At 54.0% G+C, this 2,490-nt stretch carries 1 protein-coding gene, 1 rRNA gene and 1 other annotated feature (1 of these 3 cut by a window edge); of the genes, one reads left to right on the top strand and one right to left on the bottom strand.

Translation table 11 applies throughout. The features are described from left to right. Window position 1: 1 nt before the first annotated feature. A 5S ribosomal RNA gene (rrf, locus tag M0L20_RS30030) occupies window positions 2-112 on the bottom strand. Between the two features lie 112 nt (window positions 113-224). Then, window positions 225-2,490 (bottom strand) — a sequence feature (most likely nonfunctional fraction of RNA operon) (it continues 1,615 nt past the right edge of the window). Between rrf and M0L20_RS30025 the strand changes: the two genes are divergently transcribed. Continuing rightward, the coding region (locus M0L20_RS30025; protein ID WP_248481025.1) for a hypothetical protein at window positions 2,237-2,490 on the top strand (254 nt) is incomplete at its 3' end. It overlaps the preceding feature by 254 nt.

The raw sequence follows: 2,490 nt of genomic DNA, 5'->3' as shown, positions 1-2,490 counted from the left end.
CAGGTGGCACCTTCCTACTCTCCCGCTTGTGACAGCAGTACCATCGGCAGTACGGGGCTTAACGGCTCTGTTCGAAATGGAAGAGGTGTTCACCCGCCTTAACCGCACCAACCTGTTGAACTCGTCGAGCTTGCGCTCAAGATCTTTATGGCGTTGTCTTTGTCCCCACAGAAAGAAACATACAATTCAATACACACACTTTCACACCGTCCATTTGCAGCAATAACAATCACGCGTCCGGGCTCATTAGTACGACTCAGCTCTATGCATCTCTGCACCTACACCTGTCGCCTATCAACGTAGTCGTCTCCTACGACCCTTTATACCGGATGACTCATCTCGGGGCCAGTTTCGCACTTAGATGCCTTCAGCGCTTATCTGTTCCCAACGTAGCTACTCGGCCGTGCCTGCGGCCAAACAACCGATCCGCCAGCGGTTGGTCCATCCCGGTCCTCTCGTACTAAGGACAGACCCCCTCAGTCATCCAACGCCCACCACAGATAGGGACCGAACTGTCTCACGACGTTCTGAACCCAGCTCGCGTGCCACTTTAATCGGCGAACAGCCGAACCCTTGGAACCTTCTCCAGCCCCAGGATGTGACGAGCCGACATCGAGGTGCCAAACCTCCCCGTCGATGTGAGCTCTTGGGGGAGATCAGCCTGTTATCCCCGGCGTACCTTTTATCCTTTGAGCGATGGCCCTTCCATGCGGAACCACCGGATCACTATACCCGACTTTCGTCCCAGATCGGCCTGTTTGCCTCACTGTCAAGCTTGCTTTTGCTATTGCACTCCCCTGCCGATTACCGTCCGGCATGAGCAAACCTTGGGAAACCTCCGTTACCCTTTCGGAGGTGACCACCCCAGTCAAACTACCCACCAAACACGGTCCCTAAGTCTAGGTTAGACCGCCAGTCAGCCAAGGGCGGTATTTCAAGGTTGATTCCACGATGCCTGGCGACACCGCTTCGCAATCTCCCGCCTATCCTACACATGCCTGACCGGCGATCAATGTTAAGCTGTAGTAAAGGTGCACGGGGTCTTTCCGTCCCGTGGCGGGTAAGCGGCATCTTCACCGCTACTACAATTTCACCGAACTCATGGTTGAGACAGTGCCCAGATCGTTACACCATTCGTGCAGGTCGGAACTTACCCGACAAGGAATTTCGCTACCTTAGGACCGTTATAGTTACGGCCGCCGTTTACTGGGGCTTCAGTTCAAACCTTCGTCTTGCGACTAAGCTCCCCCCTTAACCTTCCAGCACCGGGCAGGTGTCAGACCCTATGCGTCAACTTTCATTTTGGCAGAGTCCTGTGTTTTTGGTAAACAGTCGCCTGGGCCTCTTCTCTGCAGCCTCCCATCGCTGGGTAGGCCCCCCTTATCCCGAAGTTACAGGGTCATCTTGCCGAGTTCCTTAACCATGATTCTTTCGCGCACCTTAGAATATTCTTCCCAGCTACCTGTGTCGGTTTACGGTACGGGTATCCATACGCTTAACGCCAAACCACTTTTCTTGGAAGCCCCTTCAGTTCTTCGACTCAGCCGAAGCCTCATCTCAACGCCCACTTCCGTCCGGACGTAGAACCCCCGGCACTCCGTCATGGTTTGACCTGCATAGATAGTTTGGGACTATTAACCCAATTCCCTTCAGGTCCCGCCTTTCAGCTACCCCTTAGACCCCGACTAACCCTCCGATGACTGCCATCGCGGAGGAAACCTTAGCTTTTCGGTGTGAGGAGTTCTCATCCTCATTCTCGTTACTTATGCCTACATTTGCTTTTCTAACCGCTCCACCAAAGCTCGCGCTTCAACTTCACCGCTGTTAGAATGCTCTCCTACCACATCATGCTCCTGCATGAGTCCATACCTTCGGTGGTGTGCTTGATGCCCGTTTATTATCGACGCCCGCCCCGCTCGACCAGTGAGCTGTTACGCACTCTTTAAAGGAATGGCTGCTTCCAAGCCAACCTCCTGGCTGTCTCAGCAGCCGGACCGCCTTTGTTCAACTTAGCACACACTTGGGGACCTTAGATGATGGTCTGGGTTGTTCCCCTCTCGGACTTGGACCTTAGCACCCAAGCCCTCACTGCCCAGCACCCCCTTTAGCATTCGGAGTTCATCAGAAGTTGGTAGGATGTGACTCCCCCGCATCCTGTTGGTCGCTCTACCTCTAAAGTGGTAACACTGAACGCTGTTCCTAAAAACATTTCGGAGAGTACGAGCTATTTCTCAGTTTGATTGGCCTTTCACCCCTACCCGCAGCTCATCCGGAAGCTTTTCAACGCTTATCGGTTCGGTCCTCCACGGTGTGTTACCACCCCTTCAACCTGGCCACGGGTAGATCACCAAGTTTCGCGTCTACCCCCACTGACTCGACGCCCTATTCAGACTCGCTTTCGCTTCGGCTGCGTACGTCCACGTACTTAACCTCGCCAGTGACGGTAACTCGTAGGCTCATTATGCAAAAGGCACGCCGTCACTCCACACT

The sequence above is a fragment of the Spirosoma liriopis genome, from assembly GCF_023196085.1.
In the GTDB taxonomy this organism is placed as follows: Bacteria; Bacteroidota; Bacteroidia; order Cytophagales; family Spirosomataceae; genus Spirosoma; species Spirosoma oryzicola.
The sequence above is the reverse complement of the archived record's forward strand: the minus strand, read 5'-3'. Positions and strand labels throughout refer to the sequence as shown.